Source organism: Pseudomonas sp. DP-17, from assembly GCF_022380625.1.
Classification (GTDB): domain Bacteria; phylum Pseudomonadota; class Gammaproteobacteria; order Pseudomonadales; family Pseudomonadaceae; genus Pseudomonas; species Pseudomonas nitroreducens_A.
This window is the reverse complement of the sequence record NZ_JAKSXG010000010.1, coordinates 225,919-251,879: the sequence shown is the minus strand read 5'-3', so window position 1 is coordinate 251,879 and position 25,961 is coordinate 225,919. Positions and strand designations below refer to the sequence as shown.

At 67.0% G+C, this 25,961-nt stretch carries 26 protein-coding genes; 18 read left to right on the top strand and 8 right to left on the bottom strand.

The genetic code is table 11. The features are described 5' to 3' along the window. Positions 1 to 59 precede the first annotated feature (59 nt). Together MJ122_RS17810 and MJ122_RS17805 are read right to left on the bottom strand one after the other, a co-directional pair. Positions 60 to 1,082, bottom strand: coding sequence for a branched-chain amino acid aminotransferase (locus tag MJ122_RS17810; RefSeq protein ID WP_017521793.1), 1,023 nt, complete (start codon positions 1,080 to 1,082; stop codon positions 60 to 62). Positions 1,083 to 1,454: 372 nt separating this feature from the next. Next, positions 1,455 to 2,264: an IclR family transcriptional regulator gene (locus MJ122_RS17805; protein WP_088421402.1), complete on the bottom strand. Its 810-nt coding sequence runs from the start codon at positions 2,262 to 2,264 to the stop codon at positions 1,455 to 1,457. A gap of 141 nt (positions 2,265 to 2,405) precedes the next feature. On the opposite strand from MJ122_RS17805, the gene MJ122_RS17800 reads away from it, so the two are divergent. The 14 genes from MJ122_RS17800 (at position 2,406) to MJ122_RS17735 (ending at position 17,738) form a co-directional block, all read left to right on the top strand. Further along, a complete protein-coding gene (locus MJ122_RS17800) occupies positions 2,406 to 2,792 on the top strand; it encodes an OB-fold domain-containing protein (RefSeq protein ID WP_141099382.1) in 387 nt (128 codons plus the stop codon). Beyond that, positions 2,789 to 3,940, top strand: a complete 1,152-nt coding sequence (locus MJ122_RS17795) for a thiolase (protein ID WP_088421401.1) — start codon at positions 2,789 to 2,791, stop codon at positions 3,938 to 3,940. Before MJ122_RS17800 ends, MJ122_RS17795 begins: the two co-directional genes overlap by 4 nt. A gap of 112 nt (positions 3,941 to 4,052) precedes the next feature. Further along, a complete protein-coding gene (locus MJ122_RS17790) occupies positions 4,053 to 6,188 on the top strand; it encodes an acetate--CoA ligase family protein (protein WP_239745035.1) in 2,136 nt (711 codons plus the stop codon). After that, entirely contained in the window at positions 6,172 to 7,053 is an 882-nt protein-coding gene (locus tag MJ122_RS17785; RefSeq protein ID WP_239745033.1) for a MaoC/PaaZ C-terminal domain-containing protein, read from the top strand. Before MJ122_RS17790 ends, MJ122_RS17785 begins: the two co-directional genes overlap by 17 nt. A gap of 39 nt (positions 7,054 to 7,092) precedes the next feature. Continuing rightward, on the top strand, positions 7,093 to 8,454 hold the full coding sequence (locus MJ122_RS17780; protein WP_239745032.1) for an MFS transporter: 1,362 nt from the start codon (positions 7,093 to 7,095) through the stop codon (positions 8,452 to 8,454). Between the two features lie 38 nt (positions 8,455 to 8,492). Then, the gene (locus MJ122_RS17775; protein ID WP_239745399.1) at positions 8,493 to 8,897 is read left to right on the top strand and encodes a PaaI family thioesterase; all 405 of its coding nucleotides are present in this window, start codon (positions 8,493 to 8,495) and stop codon (positions 8,895 to 8,897) included. Positions 8,898 to 8,901: 4 nt separating this feature from the next. Beyond that, positions 8,902 to 9,960, top strand: a complete 1,059-nt coding sequence (locus tag MJ122_RS17770; protein WP_239745029.1) for an acyl-CoA dehydrogenase family protein — start codon at positions 8,902 to 8,904, stop codon at positions 9,958 to 9,960. A gap of 8 nt (positions 9,961 to 9,968) precedes the next feature. After that, a complete protein-coding gene (locus tag MJ122_RS17765) occupies positions 9,969 to 10,724 on the top strand; it encodes an enoyl-CoA hydratase/isomerase family protein (protein WP_239745390.1) in 756 nt (251 codons plus the stop codon). Between the two features lie 16 nt (positions 10,725 to 10,740). Continuing rightward, on the top strand, positions 10,741 to 11,886 hold the full coding sequence (locus tag MJ122_RS17760; protein WP_239745028.1) for an acyl-CoA dehydrogenase family protein: 1,146 nt from the start codon (positions 10,741 to 10,743) through the stop codon (positions 11,884 to 11,886). A 53-nt stretch (positions 11,887 to 11,939) separates the two neighbouring features. After that, on the top strand, positions 11,940 to 12,857 hold the full coding sequence (locus tag MJ122_RS17755; RefSeq protein WP_015475457.1) for an SDR family NAD(P)-dependent oxidoreductase: 918 nt from the start codon (positions 11,940 to 11,942) through the stop codon (positions 12,855 to 12,857). 18 nt (positions 12,858 to 12,875) lie between these two features. Continuing rightward, the gene (locus MJ122_RS17750) at positions 12,876 to 13,853 is read left to right on the top strand and encodes an NADH:ubiquinone reductase (RefSeq protein ID WP_239745025.1); all 978 of its coding nucleotides are present in this window, start codon (positions 12,876 to 12,878) and stop codon (positions 13,851 to 13,853) included. A 169-nt stretch (positions 13,854 to 14,022) separates the two neighbouring features. Further along, positions 14,023 to 15,273: an OprD family porin gene (locus MJ122_RS17745; RefSeq protein WP_239745011.1), complete on the top strand. Its 1,251-nt coding sequence runs from the start codon at positions 14,023 to 14,025 to the stop codon at positions 15,271 to 15,273. 135 nt (positions 15,274 to 15,408) lie between these two features. Next, positions 15,409 to 16,092 carry a TetR family transcriptional regulator gene (locus MJ122_RS17740; protein WP_239745009.1) on the top strand — a complete coding sequence of 228 codons (684 nt, stop codon included), beginning with the start codon at positions 15,409 to 15,411 and terminating at the stop codon, positions 16,090 to 16,092. Next, positions 16,089 to 17,738 (top strand): acyl-CoA dehydrogenase family protein, encoded by a 1,650-nt coding sequence (locus MJ122_RS17735; protein WP_239745007.1) that lies wholly within the window; start codon positions 16,089 to 16,091, stop codon positions 17,736 to 17,738. Before MJ122_RS17740 ends, MJ122_RS17735 begins: the two co-directional genes overlap by 4 nt. 26 nt (positions 17,739 to 17,764) lie before the next feature. Here the strand turns inward: MJ122_RS17735 and MJ122_RS17730 are convergent, their stop codons facing one another. From MJ122_RS17730 to MJ122_RS17720, 3 genes are all read right to left on the bottom strand, one after another. Beyond that, complete coding sequence (locus MJ122_RS17730) at positions 17,765 to 18,064, bottom strand: HigA family addiction module antitoxin (protein ID WP_239745006.1); 300 nt, start codon at positions 18,062 to 18,064, stop codon at positions 17,765 to 17,767. Then, positions 18,027 to 18,353: a type II toxin-antitoxin system RelE/ParE family toxin gene (locus tag MJ122_RS17725; RefSeq protein WP_239745004.1), complete on the bottom strand. Its 327-nt coding sequence runs from the start codon at positions 18,351 to 18,353 to the stop codon at positions 18,027 to 18,029. Before MJ122_RS17725 ends, MJ122_RS17730 begins: the two co-directional genes overlap by 38 nt. Positions 18,354 to 18,562: 209 nt before the next feature. Then, positions 18,563 to 19,006, bottom strand: a complete 444-nt coding sequence (locus MJ122_RS17720; protein ID WP_239745002.1) for a Bro-N domain-containing protein — start codon at positions 19,004 to 19,006, stop codon at positions 18,563 to 18,565. A 580-nt stretch (positions 19,007 to 19,586) separates the two neighbouring features. Between MJ122_RS17720 and amn the strand changes: the two genes are divergently transcribed. The 3 genes from amn (at position 19,587) to MJ122_RS17705 (ending at position 22,726) form a co-directional block, all read left to right on the top strand. Then, entirely contained in the window at positions 19,587 to 21,062 is a 1,476-nt protein-coding gene (amn, locus tag MJ122_RS17715; protein ID WP_088421386.1) for an AMP nucleosidase, read from the top strand. 207 nt (positions 21,063 to 21,269) lie between these two features. Beyond that, on the top strand, positions 21,270 to 22,046 hold the full coding sequence (deoC, locus tag MJ122_RS17710; protein WP_239745001.1) for a deoxyribose-phosphate aldolase: 777 nt from the start codon (positions 21,270 to 21,272) through the stop codon (positions 22,044 to 22,046). A 116-nt stretch (positions 22,047 to 22,162) separates the two neighbouring features. Beyond that, positions 22,163 to 22,726, top strand: a complete 564-nt coding sequence (locus MJ122_RS17705) for a hypothetical protein (protein WP_088421384.1) — start codon at positions 22,163 to 22,165, stop codon at positions 22,724 to 22,726. A gap of 134 nt (positions 22,727 to 22,860) precedes the next feature. On the opposite strand, the gene MJ122_RS17700 is transcribed toward MJ122_RS17705, so the two are convergent. Further along, the gene (locus MJ122_RS17700) at positions 22,861 to 23,913 is read right to left on the bottom strand and encodes an MBL fold metallo-hydrolase (protein WP_239745000.1); all 1,053 of its coding nucleotides are present in this window, start codon (positions 23,911 to 23,913) and stop codon (positions 22,861 to 22,863) included. A gap of 151 nt (positions 23,914 to 24,064) precedes the next feature. Between MJ122_RS17700 and MJ122_RS17695 the strand changes: the two genes are divergently transcribed. Beyond that, the gene (locus tag MJ122_RS17695; protein WP_172419292.1) at positions 24,065 to 24,631 is read left to right on the top strand and encodes a pseudouridine synthase; all 567 of its coding nucleotides are present in this window, start codon (positions 24,065 to 24,067) and stop codon (positions 24,629 to 24,631) included. A 20-nt stretch (positions 24,632 to 24,651) separates the two neighbouring features. Here the strand turns inward: MJ122_RS17695 and MJ122_RS17690 are convergent, their stop codons facing one another. Together MJ122_RS17690 and MJ122_RS17685 are read right to left on the bottom strand one after the other, a co-directional pair. Then, a complete protein-coding gene (locus MJ122_RS17690) occupies positions 24,652 to 24,855 on the bottom strand; it encodes a DUF2788 domain-containing protein (protein WP_015475469.1) in 204 nt (67 codons plus the stop codon). A 334-nt stretch (positions 24,856 to 25,189) separates the two neighbouring features. After that, on the bottom strand, positions 25,190 to 25,669 hold the full coding sequence (locus MJ122_RS17685) for an Lrp/AsnC family transcriptional regulator (RefSeq protein WP_088421381.1): 480 nt from the start codon (positions 25,667 to 25,669) through the stop codon (positions 25,190 to 25,192). Positions 25,670 to 25,961: the final 292 nt, after the last annotated feature.

Here is a 25,961-nt window from a genome sequence, read left to right as displayed (position 1 = left end):
AAAAACGCCGCGCTCCCGGAAGGTAGCGCGGCGTTCTGCGTTTCAGCGAGAAGTCAGTCTCAGTCGACCTTGACGACCCAGCCTTCCGGGCCTTCCACGTCACCCTTCTGGATGCCGGTCAGCTCTTCGTAGAGGCGGCGGGTCACCGGGCCGACGTCTTCACGGCTGAAGAACACGTGCAGGTTGTCCTTGTACTGGATGCCGCCGATCGGGGTGATCACCGCGGCGGTACCGCAGGCGCCGGCTTCCTTGAAACGCGCCAGGTCGTCGATCTGCACGTCGCCTTCGATCACTTTCAGGCCCAGGCGCTGTTCGGCCAGTTGCATCAGCGACAGGCGGGTGATGCCCGGCAGTACCGAGCTGGAGCGCGGGGTGACGAACTCGTTGTCGTGGGTGATGGCGAAGAAGTTGGCCGAACCCACTTCCTCGATGCGGCTGTGGGTAGCCGGGTCGAGGTAGATGCAGTCGGCGAAGCCGTCTTTCTTGGCCTGCGCGCCCGGCATCAGGCTGGCGGCGTAGTTGCCGCCGACCTTGGCGGCGCCGGTGCCGTTGGGCGCGGCGCGGTCGTAGGTGGAGATCACGAAGTCATGGGGCTTCATGCCGCCCTTGAAGTAGGCGCCGACCGGGATGCAGAACACCGAGAAAATGAACTCCGGAGCCGGGCGCACGCCGATGTTGTCGCCCACGCCGATCACGAACGGGCGCAGGTACAGCGCGCCGCCGGAGCCGTACGGAGGAATGAAGCGCTCGTTGGCGCGCACCACCTGCTTGCAGGCGTCGATGAACTGCTGTTCGGACACCTGCGGCATCAGTACGCGGGCGCAGCTGCGGGCCATGCGCGCGGCGTTCTGGTCCGGGCGGAACAGGTTGATCGAGCCGTCCTTGCAGCGGTAGGCCTTCAGGCCTTCGAAGCATTGCTGGCCGTAGTGCAGGGCGGAGGAGCCTTCGCTGATGTGCAGGGTGTTGTCTTCGGTCAGCTTGCCGTCGTCCCACAGACCATCGCGCCAGTGGGAGATGTAGCGGAAGTCGGTCTTGATGTAATCGAATCCGAGCGTGCCCCAATCGATGTCTTTCTGTTCCATGGTTGCCTCATTCAATGGGATTACCTGCGGAGGCCGCAAGCCATGCAAGGCGGGCGAGCATCCGGGCAGAGGGTTTGGCGGGCTCTGGCGGCGGGCTGCCCGGATCGCACAGGGATTCGGGCTTGCGGCGGGAACGGCGTTCTCCGCGTGATGGTCACCGCCAGGACTCCATCAAGACTTGCCATGATACCGGCGATAGCCGCGGCTGTGGGCCCCTGGCGGCGAATATCGCTGCCATCAGTCGCATCGGGAATGCTGCGACACGGGCGCCGGCGTGCGGAGGGCGTTGTGCGGTTCCGCGCCAGCTCCGCTGGTTTCGTTGAATTCATCCATTCGGATGAATGACATTTCATATGAAGAATATTCAGTGGCTTATTCCGCAGTGCCAATCTGTGGGAACAGCGAGCGGCTGATGAAGCGCGCCGTCTCGTGCAGGCCGGCGCCGATCTGCTCCAGCTTTTCACGGTCGTGCTGAGCGCTGATGCCGATGCCGGAAATGATGAAGCGTGGCTGGCGGTCGTGGTCGATGATCGCGCTGGCGACCATGCTGACGCCGCGATACAGGTGGTCCTGGTCGATGGCCCAGCCGCGCTCCAGGGTGGCCGCAGCGTCGCTGCGGTACTCCTCGAAGCTCGGCGGATTCTCCCAGCGTACGCGGGTCAGGCGGCGACGCAGTTCATCCTCGGGCAGGTTGCGCAGCCCGGCGATGCAGCGCCCGGCGGCCCCTACCAGTTCCGGCAGGCGCGAGCCCACGGCAACGTTGACGTGCGCCACGGTCGGGGCGGACACGGCGATCACGCGGATGTGCGCATCGTCGGTGACCTGCCACAGGGTGATCAGGATGCTGTGGTTGGTGCTAAGGCGCTCCAGTTCCGGCTGGATCAGGTCGGCGTAGCTGCGGCCGATGAAGCTCACCGCCAGCTCCGACAGGCCCAGGCCCAGGCGATAGGTCTTGGTCTCGTTGTCGAACGAGGTCAGCTGCTCGTTGCTCAGCGTGCGCAGGATATTGAAGGTGGTGCTCGGGCTGATGCCGGTGGCGCGGGCGATGGCGGTCGCGCCCTCGGGGCCTTCGGCGTTGGCTAGGTGGCGCAGGATCTGAATGGCATTCACCACGGCGCCGACATCCTTGGCGCCGCCGGTGCGTTTGCTGCTGGCTTCTTCGACGGTTTTTTCAGTGGTCATATTCTGTATTCTGATTGACATTCAGTATTGTGAATGTATTCTGACCCTGCGACGCCTGCAACGGCTTCCGTGAAGCTGGCTTGGCATGGGCGGTAACGCACTTTGCAACAAAGGCAGAACAAGAACAAAGGAGAAACCTCGATGGTGGATTTCCCCGACCGCAACATGCCAGGGCCCGAGGCGCAGTACCTCGCTTTCCTCGCCCAGGGGCGCTTCATGTTGCAGCGCAGCGCCTCCACCGGCCGGCACGTGTTCTACCCGCGCACCCAGGTGCCCGGCAGCGGCGAAACGGACCTGGAATGGGTTCCCGCCAGTGGCCTGGGCACCCTCTATGCCCTGACAGTCAACCGCGCCCGCAGCGGTGACTACAACGTCGCCCTGGTCGACCTCGATGAGGGTGTGCGCATGATGTCCCGCATCGAAGGCCGTCTCAGCCTGCCCATCGGCACCCGCGTCAAGGCGCGCATCGTCCAGCAGGACAGCGGTCCCGCCGTCGTCTTCGAGCCCCTGGCGGAGGTACAGCCATGAGCCAGGTCCTGCGCGGCAAGACCGCAATCGTCGGCATCGGCAGCGCCGGTATCGGCGAAGCCCACGGCTACAGCGCCATGGAGCTGCTCGGCCAGGCCTCGATGAAGGCCATCGCCGATGCCGGACTGAAGCTCTCGGACATCGACGCGGTATTCTCGGCCACCAGCTCCCACGCCTTCCCGACCCTCTCGGTCTGCGAATACCTGGGCATCAAGCCGAAATTCGTCGACGGCACCAACGTCGGCGGCTCCAGCTTCGAGTTGCACCTGCTGCAGGCGACCCTCGCCCTGGAGGCCGGCCTGTGTGACGCCGCGCTGATCTGCTACGGCTCCAACCAGCGCACTGCCGGCGGCAAGCTGGTGTCGATGAGCGAGCCGCAATGGCATGAGACGCCCTACCAGCCGCGCCACCCGATCACAGCCTATGCCCTGGCCGCCAGCCGCCACATGCATCAATACGGCACTACCCGCGAGCACCTGGCCGAAGTGGCCGTGGCGGCGCGCGGCTGGGCCAACCTGAACCCCGAGGCCTTTGCCCGTGGCCCGCTGAGCATCGATGAGGTGCTCGCCGCGCGGATGGTCAGCGACCCGCTGAGCAAGGCCGACTGCTGTCTGGTCACCGATGGCGGCGGCGCCTGCGTGATGGTGCGCGCCGACCGCGCGCGGGACCTGCCCAAGGCACCGATCTACTTCCTCGGCGCGGCCGGTGCGCAGTGGCACCGCTCCATCGTCGCCATGCCCGACCTCACCGTGACCGCCGCTTCCGAGAGTGGCCCACGCGCCCTGCAGATGGCCGGAGTGAAGCACTCGGACATCGACCTGGTGATGGTCTACGACGCCTTCACCATCAATACCCTCCTGTTCCTCGAAGACCTCGGCTTCTGCCCGAAGGGCGAGGGCGGCCGCTTCGTCCAGGGCGGGCGCATCGCCCCCGGCGGCGAGCTGGCGGTGAACACCAACGGTGGCGGGCTGTCCTGTGTGCATCCGGGCATGTACGGCATGTTCCTGATCATCGAGGCGGTCACCCAGCTGCGCCGCCAGGCCGGGGAACGCCAGCTGAAGAAGGCCGACGTGGCGCTGCTGCACGGCAACGGCGGCACGTTGTCCAGCCAGGTCACCGCGCTGCTCGGCACCCAGAACGTGCTCTGAGATTCGGGTTCGACGCTCCCGGTGGCCGTTGCAGACGGCCCGCCGTGGACGCGCTCGCCCTCGCGCCGGCCCACAAACGGCCGGCACCCGCTACTTGTTCAGGTGGAACGTCATGTCAGTGAGTCACTTGCAACACTCCGGTTTCTCCAGTCTCACCCCCCTGGTGCAGCCGCGCTCGGTCGCGGTGGTCGGCGCCTCCAGCGACCCGCACCGCATCGGCGGCCGCCCCATCGCCTACATGCTGCGCAACGGCTTCAGCGGTCGCATCCTGCCGGTGAACCCCAACCGTACCGAGATCCAGGGCCTGCCTGCCTATGCCAGCGTCGACGCGCTGCCCGAGGCGCCGGACGTGGCGATCATCGCGGTGCCCGCGCCACAGGTGCTGGAGACCGTCCAGGCACTGGGGCGCAAGGGCGCGCGCAGCGCCATCGTATTTTCCTCTGGCTTCAGCGAAGTCGGCGAGGAAGGCGTGGCCATGCAGGACGCCATCGTCGAGGCTGCCCGCGTGGCCAACATGCGCCTGCTGGGGCCGAACGCGCTGGGCGTGTTCAACGCCAACCTGGGCTACTACGCCTTCTTCTCCACCAGCCTGGAGCGCGGCATCCCGCTGGCCGGGCGCGTCGGCATCGCCACCCAGTCCGGTGCCTATGGCGCGCACCTGCTCGGCCTGTCGCGGCAGCGCGGGCTGGGCACGCCGATCTGCGTCGCCACCGGCAACGAGGCCGACGTCACCCTGGGCGACGCCATCGGCTGGCTGGTGGAGTCGCCGGAGATCGACGTCGTGATGGCCTACGCCGAATCCATCCGCAACGTCGACAGCTTCCTCGCTGCCCTGGAAGCGGCCCATCGCGCCGGCAAACCGGTGATCCTGCACAAGGTCGGGCGCAGCGAACTGGGCGGCCGCGCGGCGATGTCCCACACCGCCTCCCTGGCGGGCGACGACAAGGTGCTCGACGCGGTGCTGGCCGACTATGCGGTGGTCCGCGCACGCACCACCGAGGAACTGGTGGACATCGCCTACCTCGCCACCCAGCGCATCTACCCGGTGAACAACAGCCTGGGGATGATCACCGTCAGCGGTGGCGCCGGCATCATCGTCAGCGACGCCGCCGAGGACGTCGGCCTACCCATGCCGCCGATGCCGGAAGCGGCCCAGGCGCGCCTGAAACAGCGCCTGCACTATGCCTCGCCGCTCAACCCGGTGGACTGTACCGCCCAGGCGCTGAATGACCTGAGCCTGGTCCACGACTTCACCGAGTCCATGGTGGTGGACGGCGGCTACCGTTCGCTGATCGCCTTCTTCACCCAGGCCGGAACCGCCGCCTCCATCGGCCCGCGCCTGGCCGAGCAATTCGCGCGGATCAAGGCCGACCATCCGGACCGCCTGTTCGTGGTCTCGGTGATGGGCGAGGGCGAGGAATTGGCGCCCTACCAGAAGACCGGCTTCGCCCTGTTCGAAGACCCGACCCGCGCCGTGCGCGCCATCCAGGCCATGGGCCAGCTGGGCGAGGCCTTCGCCCGGCCGCTGCGCAGGATCCCCGCGCCCGGTGGCGTCGAGCTGCCGGCCAGCACGCCCGGTGAGGCCGAAGCCAAGCAACTGCTGGCCCGCGCCGGCATCGAATCGGCGCCCGAGCGGGTGCTGAAGAGTGCGGCGGAAGCTGCTGCTTTCGCTGAGCAGATCGGCTTCCCGGTGGTGCTGAAGATCGCCTCGGCGGACATCCTGCACAAATCGGAAATCGGCGGCGTGCTGCTCAATGTGAATAGCGCCCAGGCCGTGCGCGAGGGCTATGAGCTGTTGCTGCAACGCGCTGCCGAACACGCACCGAACGCTCGCCTCGACGGCGTGCTGGTGGCCCGTCAGCTGCAGGGCGGCGTGGAGTGTTTCATGGGCATCCAGCGCGACCCGCAGTTCGGTCCGGTGGCGGTGTTCGGCCTTGGCGGGATCTTCGTCGAAGTCCTCAAGGACGTGGTGTTCCGCCGCTGCCCGTTCGGCGTTGACGAGGCTGAACAGATGATCCGCAGCATCAAGGGCGCGCCGCTGCTGCTGGGGGCACGAGGTCGTCCGGTGACCGACATCAAGGCGCTGTCGCGGGTGCTTGCGCAGCTTTCGCAGTTCGCTGCCGAGGCCGGCCCGCGCCTGCGCTCGGTGGACCTCAACCCGGTCTTCGCCATGCCCGAGGGGCAGGGCGCCTGGGCCGCCGACGCGGTGCTGGAAGTGGAGGAGGTGGTCCATGGCGCTGAATCCTGAGCACCTGCTGAACTACCCGATTCCCGAAGTACGGCAGCGCTTCAGCCGCCACGACAGTGCTTTCTATGCACTGTCGGTGGGCCTGGGTACGGACCCGATGGACGAGCACCAGCTGACCTTCGTCGATGCCAACCGCGACCTCCAGGCGTTGCCCTGCATGGCCGTGGTGCTCGGTCATCCCGGCTTCTGGCTGGGCAACCCGGACACCGGCGTCGACGCCCTGCGCCTGGTCCATGGCGAGCAGAGCATCGAGTGGCTGAAACCGCTGCCGGTGGAAGGCGAAGTGATCGGCCGCACCCGCGTCACCGGGCTGGTGGACAAGGGCGCCGGCAAGGGCGCGCTGCTCTACAGCGAGAAGGTCGTCAGCGATGCGCGGAGCAGCGAGGTGCTGGCGATCGCCCGTGGCACCACCTTCCTGCGCGGCGATGGCGGCTTCGGCGGCGACAGCCAGTCGCTGAGCCAGCCGCACCGTCTGCCCGAACAGGCGCCGGACCTGCTCATCGACCTGCCGACACGCCCGGAGCAGGCGCTGTTCTACCGCCTGAACGGCGACGACAACCCGATCCACGCCAGCCCCGCGGCGGCGGCTCGCGGTGGTTTCCCGCGGCCGATCCTGCATGGCCTGTGCACCCTCGGCGTGGCCTTCCACGCGTTGCTGCGCGGCTTCGCCGACTACCGCGCGGAGCGCTTCGCCCACCTGCAGGTGCGCTTCTCCGCACCGGTTTACCCCGGCGAAACCCTGCGTACCGAAATCTGGAACGACGGCTCCTTCCGCACCCGCGTCGTCGAACGCGATGTGGTGGTGCTGGACAACGGCTGCGTACGCCTGACCCCGGACAGTGGAGAACCAGCCGGGATGGCCTAGCGCGAAGACGACCTCAACTCACCTGCGAGAACAACAACAATGAACGCATCCGACAGCTTGGCCCAGGGCTCCGCGATACCGCGGCGGACCCTGGTGATCGCCTTCTTCTTCTGCTTCCTGGGTCTGCTCGCCGACGGCGCCGACCTGATGTTCCTCGCCTACAGCCTGAACAGCCTCAAGGTCGAATTCGGCCTGTCCAACTTCGAGGCCGGCTCGCTGGGCAGCATCACCCTGGCCGGCATGGCCATCGGCGGCATCTACGGCGGCTGGGCGTGCGACCGCTTCGGTCGGGTGCGCGTGGTGACCTGGACCATCCTGGTGTTCTCCGTCGGCACCGCGTTGCTGGGCCTGGCGCACAACTACTGGGCCTTCGCGCTGATCCGCTTCGTCTCCTCGCTGGGCCTGGGCTCGCTGTTCGTGGCCTGCAACATCCTGATGTCCGAGTTCGTCACCGCCAGGTACCGCACCACCATCCTAGCGACCATGCAGGCCGGCTGGACCGTGGGTTACCTGGTGGCGACGGTGCTCGCCGGACAGATCATCCCGGATTACGGCTGGCGTGCGCTGTTCTTCACCGCCATCGGCGCGGCGCTGATCTGCCTGGCGCTGCGGCCCTGGGTGCCGGAGTCGCCGTCGTGGCTGGCCGCTCGTGCGCAACGGGCGCAACAGCGCGCTGCCGGCGCTGCCCGCCAGGCCGCCAACAGCGGCGGCATGCGCCAGTTGCTGGTCGACCCGTCCACCCGACGCATGTTCGTGCTCTGGAGCCTCACCTCGTGCTTCCTGCTGTTCGGCTACTACGGGACCAACAACTGGATGCCCTCGTACCTGGAGAGCGAGCTGGGCATGAACTTCAAGTCCATGACCGGCTACATGGTCGGCACCTACACCGCGATGATCCTCGGCAAGGTGCTCGCCGGCATCGCCTCGGACCGCTTCGGCCGCCGCGCCACCTTCGCCGCCGGCGCCATCGGCACCGCCATCTTCATGCCGGTGATCGTGTTCTGGCACACACCGGACAACATCGTCTGGATCCTCGCGCTGTTCGGCTTCATCTACGGCGTGCCGGTGGGAGTGCTGGCCACCTACATGACCGAGAGCTTCTCCACCCAGGTACGCGGCGCCGCCGTGGGCACTTCCTACAACCTCGGCCGCATCGGCGCGGCGGTGGCCCCGGCGGCCATCGGCCTGCTGGCCTCCCATGTGTCCATCGGCGCGGGCTTCCTGGTGATGGGCATTACCTACGTCATCACCGGCCTGATCCCCGCGCTGCTGATCCCCAACCGCCTGTATGACCCGAACCGCGAAGCGCGCACGGCGCAGCCCAGCACACCTGCGCGTGCGTCGACGCACAGCACTGCCCGCCCGCTGGGCCAACCCGTCACGGAGGAAAGCCTGCGATGACCGATCTCACCTGCGCTGCCAATGCGCCCGGGCCGGACATGTTCCCCAGCGGCCGCTTCACCTTCCAGGAGTTCCTCGGCCTGGAACGCTGGATCGACGGCGACGTCGTGCGGGTGCGCCTGCGCCATCGACCGGAGCTGATGAACTACATCGACAGCTTCCATGGCGGCGTGCTGATGAGCGTGCTCGACGCCGCCATGGCCGGGGCCATCCGCGCGCAGATGCCGGGCTGCTCGATGGTCACCATCGACATGGCTACCCACTTCATGGGCAGCACCCGCGGCGAGATCAACGCCGTCGGCCGGCTGCTCAAGCGCACCCGCACGCTGTGCTTCTGCGCGGCGGACATCTTCGATGAGGCCGGCGAGCTGATCGCCAGCGCCACCGGCAGTTTCAAGTACCGGCCCGCGGCGGCCGGAGCTGTTCAACCGACACGGGAATGATGAAATGACCGACCACACCGCGATGGCCGAGGAGCGCGAAGAGCGCCTGCGGCTGATCCGTGACAGCGCCGCCTCCCTGGTCCCGCGCGGCGGCGACCTGGGCCGGGTGCGCCGTCTGCGCTTCCAGCAGGCGGGCGTTGACCGCGACGCCTGGGGCGAAGTCTGCGCCATGGGCTGGCCGGGCCTGCGCCTCGCCGAAGAGCTGGGCGGCAGCGGCCTGGGCATGGCCGAGTACACCGCGCTGCTGGAAGAGCTCGGACGCGGCCTGCTGCCCGAGCCGCTGATCGAGGCGAGCCTGGTGGCGCCATTACTGCCGGCTGACGAGCGCGACGCGCTGCTGGCTGGCGAGCGGTTGATCCTGCCCGCCGGTATCGGCTACGAGGCGGGCGCCGCGTTGCCGGTACTGCGCGATGGCCAGCTGCGCGGCGAGATCGCCCATGTGGCCTTGGGCGCTGCGGCCGATGCCTGGCTGGTCGCCTGCAACGTCGGCCTTGCACTGGTGCAGCGCAACGCCGAAGGGCTCAGCGTTCACCAGGAGCCGACCCAGGACGGCGGCCACCTCGCGCGTCTGCGCTTCGATGGCACGCCCGCGCAACTCGTCGAAGCCGCGCCGGCTGCGCTCGATGAGTCGGCACTGGCCTGCGCCGCCTACCTGGTGGGGCTGATGGATGCGGCCTTCGAACAGACCCGCGACTACCTCGGCGTACGCCGCCAGTTCGGCCGCGAGATTGGCAGCTTCCAGTCGCTGCAGCACCGCATGGTCGATCTGAAGCTGCAGATCGAACTGGCCCGCGCCATCGTCGGCGAAGCGGCCACCGCGCTGGACGAAGGCGCGCCGACTGCGCAGGTACAGCGCCTGGTGTCCACCGCCAAGGTCCGTGCGGCCGAGGCTGCCATGCTGGTCACCCGCCAGGCGATCCAGCTGCACGGCGGCATCGGCTACACCGACGAGGCCGACATCGGCCTGTTCCTGCGCCGCGCCATGGTGCTGCTCAACAGCCAGGGCTCGCTGGCCTTCCACCGGGCGCGCTACATCGCCCTGCTGCATGCGGAGGTGGCGTGATGAGCGAGATGCTGCTGCAGGAAAGCCATGGCTCGGTGCGCCTGCTGCGCTTCAACAATCCGGCGCGGCGCAATGCATTGTCCCCCGCGCTGCGTGCCGAGCTGCTCGAAGCGCTGCGTGAAGCGGAAGCTGATGCTGCCGTGCGCAGCGTGGTGCTCACCGGCTCGGCGGAAGTCTTCAGCGCTGGCGGCGACCTCAGCGACATGCACGTCACCGACCTTGGCGCCGGCCGCGTGCGCATGCAGAAGAACGCCGACCTGATCCGCCAGATGCTGCGCATGGGCAAGCCAATCATCGCCGCCATCGAAGGTTGGGCGGTGGGTGCCGGGCTGTCCGTGGCGCTGGCCTGCGATAGCCTGGTGTGTGGCGGCACGGCGCGCTTCGCCGCCGGCTTCGGCAAGGTCGGGCTGATCGCCGATCTTGGCCAACTGCACACCCTGCCGGCCCGTATCGGCATCGGCCGCGCGCGGCAGGTGCTGATGTTCGGCCAGGTGATCGAAGCCGAGGAAGCACTGCGCATCGGCCTGGTGGATCAGCTCTGCGCACCCGGTGCCGCGCTCGACGCTGCCCTCGCGTTGGCCGCGAAGGTCGAGCAACAGGCACCGCTGCCGCTGGCGCTGACCAAGGCATTGCTCGCCGATGGCCTGGAACTGCTGCTCGAACGCGAGGGCGATTTCCAGAGCCAGCTGTTCCTCAGCGCCGACCACGCCGAAGGCAAGGCGGCTTTCCTCGAAAAACGTTCCCCGAAGTTCCGGGGCCAGTAATCAAGAGAGCAGTGACATGACCGATTACAACGCCCTGGGCGATGACGAATTCCGCCGGCTGGTGCGCGACTGGGTCGCCGCCAACTACCCGCAGCGCATCCGCAACCCGGCCCACCGCCTGGGCCGCGACGACACCTGGGAGTGGTACCAGGCGCTGTCGCAGCAGGGCTGGCTGTGCCCCGGCTGGCCGGTGCAGCACGGCGGCATGGGGCTGTCCGCCGGCAAGCAGCTGATCATGATCGAGGAGATGGAGAACTACGGTTGCGCGCGCCTGCCCGACAGCGGCATCACCATGCTCGGCCCGCTGCTGATCCGCTATGGCACCGACGCCCAGCGCGAGCGCTTCCTGCCGCGCATCCTCAGTGGCGAAGACATCTGGTGCCAGGGCTACAGCGAACCCAACGCCGGCTCCGACCTGGCCAGCCTACGCACCGAGGCGGTGCTGCGTGACGGCGAATGGGTGATCAACGGCCAGAAGACCTGGACCACCATGGGCACCGAGGCCAACTGGATATTCGTGCTGGCGCGCACCGAGCGCAGCGCCAAGGCGCAGCAGGGCATCAGCTTCCTGCTGGTGCCGATGGACAGCCCCGGCGTCGAGGTGCGGCCGATCCTCAACCTCGAACTGCAGGGCGAATTCTGCGAGGTGTTCTTCAACGACGTGCGTGTGCCGGAGGAGAACCTCGTCGGCGCGGTCAACCACGGCTGGGGCATGGCCAAGGCGCTGCTGGGCTTCGAGCGCATCTTCCTCGGCTCGCCGAAGCAGGCCACGTTCGCCCTCGAGCGCCTGGTGCGCCTCTCGCGTCACCAGGGCCTGTGGGACGACCCGGTGTTCTCCCAGCGCTTCGCCGCGCTGAGCATGGACCTGGACTGCCACAAGGCGCTCTACGAGCGCTTCGCCGAACGCCTGCGGCGTGGCGAGGAGCTGGGCCCGGACGTGTCCCTGCTGAAGATCCACCAGTCCGAGCTGTACCAGCGCATCAGCGAACTGGGGCTGGAGATCGCCGGCCCGGATTCGGCGCTGCTCAACCCCTTCAGCGACGATCCCGAGCTGCACCCGGCGGGCATCTTCATCCAGTCACGGCCGACCACCATCTACGGCGGCACCAACGAAATCCAGCGCAACATCCTGGCCAAGGCCGTGCTCGGCCTGCCGAGCTGATCTGCGCGCAACGAATTCTCCGATTGAACGAACCGAACAGTAAGGAATTAGCGATGACCCAACGACTCAACGAAGGCAAGGTAGCGATCGTCACCGGCGCCGGTGGCGGCATCGGCCGCGAGATTGCCCTGGCCCTGGCCGACAGTGGCGCGCGGGTACTGATCAACGATATCGGCGTGTCCCTGCAGGGCGAGGGCGGCTCGGCTTCCCCGGCCGAGGAAACCCTCGGGCTGATCCGCCAGCGCGGCGGCGACGGCGCGATCAACACCGACAGCGTGTCGGACTGGGACAGCGCGCGACGCATCGTCTCCAGCGCCATCGACGCCTTCGGCCGCGTCGACATCGTGGTGAACAACGCCGGCATCCTGCGCGACACCATCTTCCACAAGATGAGCGCCGAGGACTGGCTGTCGGTGATCAACGTGCATCTGAACGGCAGCTTCTTCGTCAGCCGCGCTGCCGCCGAGCACTTCCGCGCGCAGAACAGCGGCGCCTTCGTGCACATGACCAGCACCTCGGGGCTGATCGGCAACTTCGGCCAGGCCAACTACTCGGCAGCCAAGCTGGGCATCGTCGCCCTGAGCAAGTCCATCGCCCTCGACATGCAGCGCTACAACGTGCGCTCCAACTGCATCGCGCCCTTCGCCTGGAGCCGCATGACCGACTCCATTCCGGCTGAGACGCCGGAGCAGAAGGCGCGGGTGGAAAACCTCCAGCGCATGACCCCGGACAAGAACGCGCCGTTGGCTGTGTACCTTGCTTCCGACGCCGCCAGCGCGGTCAACGGCCAGGTGTTCGCCGCGCGCAACCACGAGATCTTCCTGATGAGCCAGAGCCGTCCGCTGCGCAGCGTGCACAGCGACAACGGCTGGACCCCGCAGAGCATCGCCGAGCACGGCATGCCGGCATTGCGCGGCAGCTTCATGGACCTGGCGCGCAGCCCGGACGTGTTCTCCTGGGACCCGATCTGACCTTTCGGAGGCAGGCGCATGTTCAAGACCCGATTCACCGAAACCTTCGGCGTGCGGCACCCGATCATGCAGGGCGGCATGCAGTGGGTGGGGCGCGCCGAGATGGCGGCGGCCGTGGCCAATGCCGGCGGGCTGGCGACGCTCTCGGCGCTGACCCAGCCGTCCCCACAGGCGCTGGCCGATGAGATTGCGCGTTGCCGTGAGCTCACCGACCAGCCTTTCGGCGTCAACCTCACGCTGTTGCCCACGCAGAAGCCGATCCCCTACGCCGAGTACCGCGCGGCGATCATCGAGGGTGGCATCCGCGTGGTCGAAACCGCCGGCAATAACCCCGGCGAGCATATCGCCGAGTTCCGCCAGCACGGCATCAAGGTGATCCACAAATGCACCGCCGTGCGCCATGCGCTCAAGGCCGAGCAATTGGGTGTGAATGCGGTGTCCATCGACGGCTTCGAGTGCGCCGGCCATCCGGGGGAGGACGACATTCCCGGCCTGGTCCTGCTGCCGGCGGCGGCCAACCGGCTGAGCGTGCCGATCATCGCCTCCGGCGGTTTCGCCGACGGCCGGGGGCTGGTGGCGGCGCTGGCGCTGGGGGCCGACGCGATCAGCATGGGCACGCGCTTCCTCAGCACCCGCGAATGCCCGATCCATTCGCAGGTCAAGGCGGCGATCCGTGCCGCCGACGAGCGTTCCACCGACGTGATCATGCGTTCGCTGCGCAACAGCGCACGGGTCGCACGCAACGCCGTCAGCCAGGAGGTGCTGGCCATCGAGGCACGCGGCAATGCCACCTACGCCGACATCGCCACGCTGGTCAGCGGGCTGCGCGGGCGCACGGTCTACGAGCAGGGCGACACCGACTTGGGGATTTGGTCGGCGGGCATGGTCCAGGGCCTGATCGATGACGAACCGACCTGCGAGGAATTGCTGCGCGGCATCGTCGAGCAGGCGCAGGGCCTGATCCGCAAACGACTGGAGGGTTTGCTGATCCAGTGATTTCCACCGTGGCGGCGTGGGAGCAAGCGCTGCTTCCGGGAGCCAAGCGCGTGGGCCTCCCTCTCCCCCGCCCTCTCCCTTCAGGGAGAGGGCGGGGGAGAGGGGCTCGCACTGACTTCCAGACAGCAGCGGCGCCGCCTTCACCTCACCTGACGAAGAGACAACAACAATGAAAAATCTTCCCGTACGGGCGCTCGTGTCGAGCTTCGCCTGCCTGCCCCTGTTCGCCCACGCGGACTTCATCGCGGACAGCAAGGCCAACCTGGAACTGCGCAATTTCTACTTCAACCGCGACTACCGCCAGAGCGGTGCCGCGCAGTCGAAATCCGAGGAGTGGGCGCAGGGATTCCTGCTGCGCTTCGAGTCGGGCTACACCGAGGGCACGGTCGGCGTGGGCGTCGATGCGCTCGGCCTGCTGGGCATCAAGCTGGACTCCAGCCCCGACCGCACCGGCTCCGGCCTGCTGCCGTACTCGGCCAGCGACAAGCGCGCCGCCGACGACTACAGCTCCCTTGGCCTGACTGCCAAGCTGCGCGCCTCGAAGAGCACCCTGAAGGTCGGCACCCTGCTGCCGAAGTTGCCGGTGGTGCAGTACAACGACACCCGCCTGGCCCCGCAGACCTTCCAGGGCGGCCTCGCCGAGATCAACGAGATCGACGGTCTCACCGCGCAGCTCGGCCAGCTTCGCCAGGTGAAGCAGCGCGACTCGACCAACGAGGAAGACCTGTCGATGACCCGTGGCAACAAGCGCAACATCGTGCTGGGCAGCCACACCAAGAGCGACCGCTTCAACCTCGCCGGCGGCACCTACCGCTGGACCGACAACCTCAGCACCAGCTACCACTACGGCGGCCTGGAGAACTTCTACCGCCAGCACTACCTGAGCGTGGTGCACACCCTGCCGATCACCGAGGGCCAATCGCTCAAGTCCGACATCCGCTGGGCGCGTTCCACCGATGACGGCGGCAGCAACGTCGACAACCGTGCGCTCAACGCACTGTTCACCTACCGCATCGGTGGCAGCGGTTTTGGCGTGGGCTACCAGCGCATGTCCGGGGATACCGGCTTTGCCTACCTGTCCGGCACCGACCCGTACCTGACCAACTTCGTGCAGATCGGCGACTTCGCCAACAAGGACGAGCGCTCCTGGCAGGCGCGCTACGACTACGACTTCGCCGGCCTCGGCCTGCCCGGCCTGACCTTCATGACCCGCTACCTGCAGGGCGACCACATCGACCTGCTCAATGGCCAGGGACGCGGCAAGGAGTGGGAGCGCGACACCGATATCGGCTACGTGGTGCAGAACGGCCCGTTGAAGAACCTCGGCTTCAAGGTGCGCAACGGCGCCTTCCGCAGCGACTTCGGCAACGACATCGACGAAACGCGGGTCATCGTCAGCTACCAGATGCCGCTCTGGTAACCCTGCGCTATTTATCCGTAGGGCGGACGGTGGCGATTTGGCCAGAACCGCTCCGTCCGTGGCGGGAATGTCTCTTTTCGCCAAAGTCTGAACCGTGATTCACTGCTTTTCATGCAGTGAATCAGGATTCAGACCATGGCTTACCGGCAAACCCCGGCCCGCTTGCAAAAGGACGGCGAACAGCGTGAGCGCATCCTCGCGCTGGCGCTGGCGCGGGTTGCCGATGGCGGCTTCGCCGCGCTGACCATGCAGGGCCTGGCCGATGACGCCGGCATCGCCACCGGCAGCCTCTACCGGCACTTCAGCGGCAAGGGCGAGCTGGCCGCCGAGGTCTTCGCCCGCGCCAGCCAGCATGAAGTCGATACCCTGGGCACTTTGCTGAAAGCTCCCGGCAGCGCCTCCGAACGCCTGAACCGTGGCCTGCACCAGTTCGCCGCCCGCGCCTGGGGTAGCCGCCAACTGGCCTTTGCGCTGATCGCTGAACCGGTCGATCCGGAAGTGGACGAGCAGCGCCTGATCTACCGCGAAGCCTACGCCGCGCTGTTCGTCACCCTGCTGGAGCAGGGCATCGCCGCCGGCGAATTCCAGCCGCAGCCGGTGCAGCTGACCGCCGCCTGCCTGGTCGGCGCCATCGCCGAGGCTCTGATCGGCCCGCTCTCGCCACCGGCCCGCGCGGCACGGGATGCCGGGCAATCCCGCGTTTCCCTGGAGGACGTCAGTGACGCCCTCGTGACCTTCTGCCTGCGCGCCGTCGGGGCGCGCCCATCCGTTCTGCCAAAGCCTGCCTCGCCCACAACCGCCACGGAGGACCCGCCATGAGCCTGCACCAGTACGCCGAAACCCATGAAGTGACCAACCAGGTGCCGCCGCTGGACGGTGCCAACCTTTATCGCATCGACCTGCCGCTGCAGGAGTGGGTGCGTCGCTACGACGGCGGCTTCGCCGAGCAGAAGCTCGACGCTTACGGTGCGCTGGCCGGCGGGCCATTGATGGCGGCGGGTTTCCTGGCCAACGAGAACAAGCCGGTGTTCAAGTCCCACGACCGCTACGGCCATCGCATTGACCTGATCGAATTCCACCCGGCCTACCACGAGCTGATGCGCGCCTCCATCGAGGCCGGCATTCCCTCCATGCCCTGGACCGACCCGCGTGCCGGCGCCCAGGTCGCCCGCGCGGGCCTGAGCTACCTGCACAGCCAGGCCGAAGCCGGCACCGGCTGCCCGCTGACCATGACCTTCGCCAGCGTGCCGGCGATCCGCCTGCAAGCGGACATCGCCGAGAAGTGGCTGCCGAAGATCCTCTCCACCGAATACGACCCGCGCAACCTGCCCATCGAGCAGAAGGCCGGCGCCACCATCGGCATGGCCATGACCGAGAAGCAGGGCGGCACCGACGTGCGCGCCAACACCACCCGTGCCTATCCGGTGGGCATTCCCGGCCCGGGCCAGGCCTACGAACTGGTCGGCCACAAATGGTTCTGCTCGGCGCCCATGTGCGATGCCTTCCTCACCCTGGCCTACACCGACAAGGGCCTGACCTGCTTCCTGCTGCCGCGCCACCGCCCGGACGGCAGCCGCAACGAGTTCTACATCCAGCGCCTGAAGAACAAGCTGGGCAACTGGTCCAACGCCTCCAGCGAGGTCGAGTACCGTGGCGCGCTGGCCTGGATGGTCGGCGAGGAAGGCCGTGGCGTGCCCACCATCATCGAGATGGTCGCCATGACCCGCTTCGATTGCATGATCGGTTCCAGCTCCCTGATGCGCCAGGCGCTGACCCAGGCCGCGCACCACTGCGCCTACCGCCAGGTCGGCGGTCGCGTGCTGGCCGAGCAGCCGCTGATGCAGAACGTGCTGGCCGACCTGGCCCTGGAAAGCGAAGCCGCGCTGGCGCTGACGATGCGCATGGGCCGCGCCCTGGACCACCTGCACGACGAGCGGGAGGACAAGTTCGCCCGCTTGGTCACCGCCGTGGGCAAGTACTGGATCTGCAAACGCGCCCCCGCGATGATCAACGAAGCCGCCGAATGCCTGGGCGGCGCCGGCTACGTCGAAGACACCATCCTCCCGCGCCTGTACCGCGAAGCGCCGGTCAACTCCACCTGGGAAGGCTCCGGCAACGTGCAGTGCCTGGACGTGCTGCGCGCGCTGTCGAAGGAACCGGGCGTGCTCGACGCGCTGTTCGCCGAACTGGGCGATGGCCACGGCGACGCGCGACTGGCCTCGTTCATCGGCAACCTCAAGGCGTCCTTCGCCGACACCCAGGACATCCAGTACCGCGCCCGCCAGCTCACCGAGAACGTCGCCATCGCCCTGCAGGCCAAGCTGCTGCTGGAAGCGGGCAACTCAGTGGTCTCCGACGCCTTCATCGCCAGCCGCCTGGACGATGGCGGTCGTGTCTACGGCACCCTGCCGCGCGGGGTGGATGTGGAGGCGCTGGTGGCGCGGGCGTCGCCGCATCTGGCGTGAGGTTGAACGCTAGGCCCAGGGCGGTGCTATGCCGCCCTTGGTTTGATCTCGTCGATGATCTGCTGCCCTGACTCCAACTCCGCGACGCGTAGATCGAAGGCCGTCTGCAGGTTGACCCAGGACTGCGCGTCGCCGCCGAAGTAACGCGCCAGTCGAAGTGCGGTATCCGCCGTGATGCTGCGGCGCTCGTTGACGATCTCGTGGATTCGCGTCGCGGGAACCCTCAGTGCCGTGGCCAAGGCGTTGGCTGACATCTCCAGCGGCAGCAGATACTCCTCGCGGAGGATTTCACCCGGATGGACCGGGCGCATGCGGTTTTGTGTCATGCCTGTTTACCTTCAGTGGTAGTCCAATCTCGACGTCGTGCACGTTGCCATCGAGCCAGCGAAAGCAGATTCGCCATTGCCCGTTGATCCGGATGCTGTACTGGCCTGTGCGGTTGCCCTGCAGGGCTTCCAATCGATTGCCCGGCGGCGACCTGAGGAAGTCCAGCGTCGCCGCGGCGTCCAGCATTTGTAGCTTCCGTTCCGCCTGAGCCTGAAAGGCTCTGAAGGCTTTCGGACAGGCTCCTTCGAACAGCGCTTGCGTGTGTTTGCATGCAAACGACGTGATCATGGAGATACGGTATCATGGTGCGCGTATAACGCAATGCGTAATGCGTATTGCGTTATATCGTCGGTGGGATCGCGTAGTGACATGATTTCGGGTTCCTCAGGGGCGACGTGTACTCGGTCCGGTAGGGCGAATAACGCGTCAGCGTTATCCGCCGTGGAGGTTCCGGCGGATAACCTGTTCCAGGTTATGCGCCCTACGTTCCTTGCCGCTCAGGCGCCAGTGATCCAGCGCAGTGGATGCCGCCAGCCGGTGCGTGGAGCCGGTTCCGCCTTGGGCTGGAGCAGTTGCGGCACGTCGCTGTAGCGCACCCAGAGCTGGTCGTTCCATTCCAGCAGGGCGATGTCGCGGTTTTCCCAGCGCAGCAGGGAGCGGCGCGGGTGCTGGACGGGGAGGGTGGGGCCGCGCAGGGCGGGGATGACTTCCTGGGTGATCCACTGGCGCAGGCTGCGGTTTTCCGGGTGGCGGTAGCGCGTCAGCAGGAAGAAGAAGCCGCCCTCGCTGACTATCCAGGCGTCTTCCTCGCCTGTCTGGGTCTGCAGGCGGACTTTCTGCCGCAGGTCGGGATCGAGACGGTGGGCGGCATACTGCTCGGCGTCGTGGCCGATCAGTACGCCCAGATCACGGACAGAGAACCAGGGTTGGTCCTCTATCATCAGGGCGCGAAGCGATCTTTGGTGACGCATAAACACTGTAGAGATATGAACTTCGTTGTTCATGGCAAAACTCCTCAAATGATTGGGAGCAGCCGCTGCCCATCGCCGTCAATCGAAGGGCGGCAAACCGCGCAGGGTTGACGGACCGGTCTACAGTACCCGGCAGGCCACAACGCCAAAGGCCTCCCTGCGCGATTTGCCATTGACTGTCACGACGATAAATCGCGAGTACAGCGAGGCTTGCCAAGGTGTTTCTCACCTTCGCATGCGTCCAGGGACGCATTCGCGTCTGCAGAATCAGGCCGTCAAACCCGGCTGCGGGATTGACCGCAGCGCGGCCAATCTAGCCGCGACGCCTCGATAAACAAGGCGCCTCCGGCAGCTTGGGACGCCCCGACACGCGATATACGAAAACGGAAGGTCGGCCGGTAATTCGGGCTGTCATCCGCACTCGCAGGCACGGATTCTGTCATAGGCTTTCTTCAACCCTTCCGCTCGTCCTGCCAACCGGGAATCTGTCATCCCTTTCTGTGACGGAAGCAGGCAAGATGGAGCTGATCGTTCAGACAGGATGCCCACCATGAGTCTTACGACTGGCGACGAGTTCTTCGTCGCGCAGACCGCCGAAGAGGCCGTCGACCAGCTGGCCGTGCTCCACGAGCGTGCCACCGGCGCCCTGAACCAGGCGCTGAAGCGGTACCTGAAGGACCGCGAAGTCCCCGACGCGCAGCAGCGCGAACAATTCCGCTACCCGCTGCTGCGGGTGACCTACCTGTGCCAGGGTGAAGTGCCGTCCACCACCCGCGCCTACGCCAAGGTCCAGGTACCCGGCACCTACGCGGTGACCATCACCCAGCCCAAGGCCTTCCGCAAATACCTGCTGGAACAGCTGCGCCCGCTGATGGAGGACTTCACCGTGCGCGTGGAAGTCGGCGTCAGCCAGCAGAACATTCCTTACCCTTATGTGGTGGAAAGCGGCGACGAGCTGGGGGGTTCCGGCGTGACGGCCGCCGAACTGGCGCGGGTGTTCCCCAGTACCGACCTGTCGGCCACCTCCGACGGCGTGGCCGACGGCCTGTACGAATGGGAGAACGCCGACCCGATGCCGCTGGCGCTGTTCGACGCCGCGCGTACCGACTTCTCCCTGCGCCGCATGGTGCATTACACCGGCAGTGACTGGCGCCATGTGCAGCCGTGGATTCTGCTGACCAACTACCACCGCTACGTCGACCAGTTCATCCACCTGGGCCTGGAGCGCCTGCGCGACGACCCGCGCTTCGTGCGCATGGTGCTGCCGGGCAACGTGATCATCGAGCGCGGCACCGACGAGGGGGAAGCGAACGCCATCGTCGCCAGCGTCGAGTGGCACCGCTTCCAGATGCCGGCCTACCACCTGATCGCCGAAGACGGCGACGGCGTGACCCTGGTGAACATCGGCGTCGGCCCGTCCAACGCGAAGAACATCACCGACCACCTCGCCGTGCTGCGTCCGCACTGCTGGCTGATGGTCGGCCACTGCGGCGGCCTGCGGCAGTCGCAGACCATCGGCGACTACGTGCTGGCCCACGCCTACATGCGCCGCGACGGCATCCTCGACCGCGTGCTGCCGCCGCACATCCCGATCCCGGCGCTGGCCGAGGTGCAGCTGGCACTGCAGGAGGCCGCCGCGCTGGTGACCGGCGAGCGCGGCGACCAGCTCAAGCGTCGCCTGCGCACCGGCACCGTGCTGACTTACGATGACCGCAACTGGGAGCTGCACTGGGCCCAGGAGCGCCCGCTGATCAACCTGGCGCGGGCGATTGCGGTGGATATGGAAAGCGGCACCATCGCCGCACAGGGCTACCGTCTGCGGGTGCCTTACGGCACGCTGCTGTGCGTGTCGGACAAGCCGCTGCACAGCGAGATCAAGCTGCCCGGCGCCGCCACGGCCTTCTACCAGCGCGCGGTGAGCCAGCACCTGTCCATTGGCGTTGCCGCCGTGGACCTGCTGCGCACCCAGCTCAACTCGCTGCACTCGCGCAAGCTGCGCAGCTTCGACGAGCCGCCGTTCCGCTGATCTGCGACAGGGCGCGGAGCGCCTGCCGGGGCGATGGTGGTTGCCCCCGGCTGCCGTGTAGGGCGCATGACGCGCCAGCGTTATCCGCCGTGGTGGTTGCGGCGGATAACCTGTTCCAGGTTATGCGCCCCTACGGCCTTGATGGCGTGCTGGTGATTTGTTGCCCGCGCAGGCGGGGCTGAAGAAAGCCGAAGGAGAGCGTTGCCGATGACCGATCCTCGCAAGACCCCGGCGGGCCGTGTGCTCGCCCTGCTGGACCTGACCTCGCTGAATGCCGGCGATGACCTGCAAAGCACCGTGGACCTCTGCCGCCGTTCCCTGACGCCTTACGGCGAAGTGGCGGCGGTGTGCGTGTGGCCGAAGCTGGTGCACGTTGCCCGGCGTACGCTCAACACCCTGGGCGGGCGCTCGGTGAAGGTCGCCAGCGTGTGCAACTTCCCCGCCGGGAATGCGCCGCTGGCGGATGTGGCGGAGGAGGTGCGCAAGACCCTCGCCGAGGGGGCCGACGAGATCGATCTGGTCTATCCCTGGCGCAAGCTCAAGGCGGGCGAGGCCACCGCTGCGGAGGAGCTGATCCGCACCTGCAAGACACTCTGTGGTCCCTACCATCGCCTGAAAGTCATCCTGGAAACCGGCGAGCTGGCGGATCCGGAGCTGATCCGCACGGCCTGCCGCGAAGCCATTGCCGGCGGTGCGGACTTCCTCAAGACCAGCACCGGCAAGGCGGCCACGCACGCGACGCCCGAAGCTGTGAAGGTGATGCTCGAATGTATCGAGGAGGCGGGCGGCAAGGTCGGGCTGAAGGTGTCCGGTGGGCTGCGCAGCCTGGCCGATGCACTGCAATACCGGGCGCTGGTGGAGGAGCGTTTCGGCTCGGCCTGGATAACGCCCGAGCACCTGCGTTTCGGAGCCTCCGCCTTGCTCGACGATCTACTGCGCGAGCTGGGTGTCGAGGCCAAGCCCATCTCCACTCGCAGCTATTGAACCGAGCGCGTTGACGCTACCCGAGGTGGGCCTGGAAGGCTCGTCCGCCGCGCTACGGGGAACCGTGGCGCGTCCCTCCGGTCGGACCTTCGCCGACCTTTTCCGCTGGTGATCCCATGCCGTTTCGCGCTCCTTCTCACCTCACCAACCCGCTGCGCCGTTTCGCCCGCCGACTGGTGGAAAACGGCACGCCCGAAGTTGCCGCGCCGCTCCCTCTGCCCGACAGCATCGCCGGCGAACCCTGGTTCTCCGTAGGCAAGGCGGTGGAAGGACTGGGCGGTGAGCGGGTGGATGGCTGGTGCCTGGAAGAGTGGCCGGGCCTGGCGCTGCGCGGCCGTTTCAGCGCCTGCTGGCGCGACGCCCAGGGCCGCCTGTGGAACGTGTTGCCGGGCGGGGAGGCCATCGCCTTCCTGCCTGACCCGAAGCGCCGTTACGAAGGCGTGCCACTGGCCGAACAGCTGCACGCGCTGGAGCGTGACGAGCTGCTGGAAGACTACCTCTGGCTCAGCCGCGAGCTGAGCAAACCGCAGTTGGACGACGAGCGCCGGGAAGTCCGTGAATCCATGCGTCAGCGCCTGGAAAGCTGGCTGGAACTGGGCGGCCGCGGCGACAAGCCGTGTCCGTGCAACAGCGGAAAGCGTTATCGCAACTGCTGCAGCAAGCGGGTGCGGGAGAACTGAGACTGCTCTTCGTAGGAGTGAGCCTGCTCGCGATCTTTTGAAGCATCGGCGCGAGCGCCGGCCGATCGCGGACAGAGTCCGTTCCAACCCCGGTGCCGACCGTAGGAGCGGACGCTGTCCGCGATAGCTCGCACCTACAAAGAGGCATCCGGCATCGGTGGAACCAGCCATTGTTCCCCCGGCTTCGGCGCGCGGAAACGCTCCGCCGCCACGCCTCGTTTCTGCAACGCTGCCGCCAGGTCGCTGACCGGCGTGAACTGGCCTTCGTCGCTCAGGCGGAAGGTGCCGAAATGGATCGCCATGCTGCACTGCGAGTCCAGGTGCTGGTGTGCCTGCACGGCGTCATCCGGGTTCATGTGGTGGTGGCGCATGAACCAGCGCGGTTCGTAGGCGCCGATGGGCAGGGCGGCGAAGCGCATGGGGCCGAAGCGCTCGTATATCAGGCCGAACTCTTCGCCCAGCCCGGTATCGCCGGGAAACAGCAGCGGGCCATCCGGCGAGTGCAGCACGAAACCCATCCACAGCGTGCGGTTGGTGTCGCGCCGCGAGCGCGCCGACCAGTGCTGCGCCGGCACGCCGCTGAGCAGCATGCCCTCGGGCAGCGGCAGGCTCTGCCACCAGTCCAGCTCGGCGATATCGGTGAAGCCGCAGGCGCGGATCAGCTCGCCGTTGCCCAGTCCCGTCACTACCTTCGCCGACGGGAAGCGCCGCGCCAGCTCGCGCAGGCTGTGGATATCCAGGTGGTCGTAGTGGTTGTGGCTGACCAGGATCAGGTTGATCGCCGGCAGCTCGTCCAGCGCCAGGCCCGGCGGATGCACGCGCTTGGGCCCGACGAAGCTGAACGGGCTGGTGCGCTCGCACCAGAGCGGGTCGGTGAGGATGTTCAGGCCACGGTGCTGGATCAGCAGGGTGGCGTGGTTGATGTAGGTGACGCGCAGTTCATCGCCCTCGACGCGCGCCGGAGTTTCCGGGCGCGCATCGCGGCCGGGCTGGGCGATCCATTCCTGCTGGCGGCCGCGTTCGCGCTGCCATTTGAGGAAGGCGCGCAGGCCATGGTGCGGTCGGCGGTCGAGGTTGTGGAAGCGGATGCCGTCGAAATGCGCCGTCTGCGGGCCGCGATAGCGGGCGCCGAGGCGGCCGCTGAGGTTCTGCAGGGTGATCAGCCAGGTGGGGTGGCTCTTGGGCATGCTCGTGCGCGCTCTTGCGATGAGTACTCGGCACAACCTAGCATGCCGGGCATTCGCCGTACCCCCAACCTCGGTTACCAGTCTTTTCGCCATGCCCCGTCCTCCGCGCCCCAGCAATCGCCGCCCCGCCAGCCGTCCCGCGCCTCGCCGCGTGGCCAAGGCGCCGCCAGCGCAACCGAAGCTGATCCTGCTGAACAAGCCGTTCGACGTGCTGACGCAGTTCAACGACAGCGAGGGACGCGCGACGCTGAAGGATTTCGTCGATGTGCCGGGCATCTACCCGGCCGGCCGCCTGGACCGCGACAGCGAGGGCCTTTTGCTGCTGACCAACGATGGCCGCCTGCAGGCGCGCATCGCCGATCCGAAGCACAAGCTGCCGAAGACCTATTGGGTACAGGTAGAGGGTGAGCCGAGCGACGAGCAGCTCGAGCAGCTGCGCAAGGGCGTGCAGCTCAATGACGGCCCGACCCTGCCGGCCGAGGCCCGGCGGCTGGAGGAGCCGCAGCTATGGGAGCGCGATCCGCCGGTGCGCTTCCGCAAGTCGATCCCCACGGCCTGGCTGGAGCTGGTGATCCGCGAGGGGCGCAACCGCCAGGTGCGGCGGATGACGGCAGCGGTCGGCCTGCCCACGCTGCGCCTGGTGCGCGTGCGCATCGGGCCATGGCAGCTGGATGGGCTGCAACCGGGACAGTGGCGGGAAGTCAGCCCCGAACTCTGAGGCTCGGGGTGGGGCGTGGGTCAGAAGCCGCCTTCGAGCCCGGCGACGACCACGGACTTGATCAGGAAGCCGAGCACGCCCAGGCCCAGTGCGAAGAACAGCACCATGGTGCCCATGCGGCCGGCCTTGGACTTCTTGGCGAGGTCCCAGACGATGAAGGCCATGAACAGGATCAGGCCGGTCACCAGGCCATACATCATCCAGTCTTCGAAACTTTCGTTCATTACAGCTCCTGCCCGGTGCGGAGGGTGTCCGAGGGACGCCGGGACGCGGTGGTGGTGAAGAAGGCGCGCATTATACGCATGCGGCGATCTGTCGTTCAGAGCCGTTCATGAATTGAACAGTTCCTCCTGCGCGGCGGGCGCAATGCCGCAAAAGTTCGCGCCGAGGCACGGCTGGCGGGGAAATCTGCGGTATCGATTTCGTTCGGCGGGAGGCAGGGTGCGCCGCTGTGTCGCAGGGGCGCAGGTTGTAGGAGCGAGCTTGCTCGCGAACCGCACGGCACCGGCGTGCCAGGAGGCCACGTTCGCGAGCAAGCTCGCTCCCGCAGAAAGCCGATCAAGCCCGCAGGTGATCCAGCGGCAGCTCGGTACTGGCCATCACATTGCGCAGCACGAAGCTCGAGCGCACGCTGGTCACGCCCTCGATGCGGGTCAGGGTGCCGAGCAGGAAGTGCTGGTAGTGTTCCATGTCCGGCACCATCACCTTGAGCTGATAGTCCGCGTCCATACCCGTCACCAGGCTGCATTCCAGCACTTCGGGGCATTTGCCGATGATCTGCTGGAAGTGCTCGAAACGCTCCGGCGTGTGGCGGTCCATGCCGATCAGTACGAAGGCGGTGAGGCTCAGGCCGAGCTTCTTGCTGTCCAGCAGGGCGACCTGGCGGACGATGTAGCCGTCGTCCTCGAGCTGCTTGACCCGCCGTGAGCAAGGGGAGGGCGACAGGCCGATACGTTCGGCCAGCTCCTGATTGGAGATGCGCGCATCGCGTTGCAGTTCGGCAAGAATTCGCAGGTCGTAGCGGTCCAACTTGTCCATGAAAGCCTCGTGTTTCGATTCAATTGCGCTTGTGGCGTAATTTTTGGGAAATTGTTGCTCAGGTGGTGCCTGTATGAGCAATCTTAGCAATCATTTCCCCGATCTGTCGCTTTACTATTTCTTCCAGATTCACAGCCCGGACATCACGTCCCCCTGCGATCCGCCCAATCAGGCGCTTCGCGGCTTGCCGACCCCACAGGATCGCGCCGGCCACCGGGCTACGCACTGCCCAGAAGGCGGAGCGAGGTGAGCCGGCGCCAACAGCGACGAGCAGGACGAGATTCCACAAAGG